Origin of the sequence: Myroides sp. N17-2 (assembly GCF_002286775.1) — a bacterium.
Taxonomy (GTDB): domain Bacteria; phylum Bacteroidota; class Bacteroidia; order Flavobacteriales; family Flavobacteriaceae; genus Flavobacterium.
The window spans coordinates 1-319 of the sequence record NZ_NSGJ01000135.1 but is presented as its reverse complement, the minus strand read 5'-3'; the positions used below and the strand labels follow the sequence as shown (position 1 = coordinate 319).

Below are 319 nucleotides of genomic sequence, written 5' to 3'. Positions count from 1 at the left end.
TACTAAAAACTCAGGTAAAATCATTTTTATAAACTCAATATAGTTTTCCACGTTTATTATTTATCATTACAAAGATCTGTAGTTTTTAATTCACACACAACTTTTGAGATTGATCCCTTATACTGACCTTCAAAAGGACTTTCAATATTATATTTTAGCCTCACTAGAGTATTAGAAATCACATACTAAATCAAACTATTTTGGATCAATCTCAAAAGTTGTGTTTATGCATAAAGTTTAGTCAATCTGTATAAGAAGAAGTCAATATCTCTTACTCCTCTAAATTGAGCCCTGAATGCTTTAATTTTGGCATTAAATG

General features: G+C 27.9%; 1 pseudogene. It reads right to left on the bottom strand.

The window, feature by feature from the left end:
* Nucleotides 1-224: 224 nt before the first annotated feature.
* Nucleotides 225-319, bottom strand: a pseudogene (locus CF599_RS20025) (transposase); the annotation flags it as partial.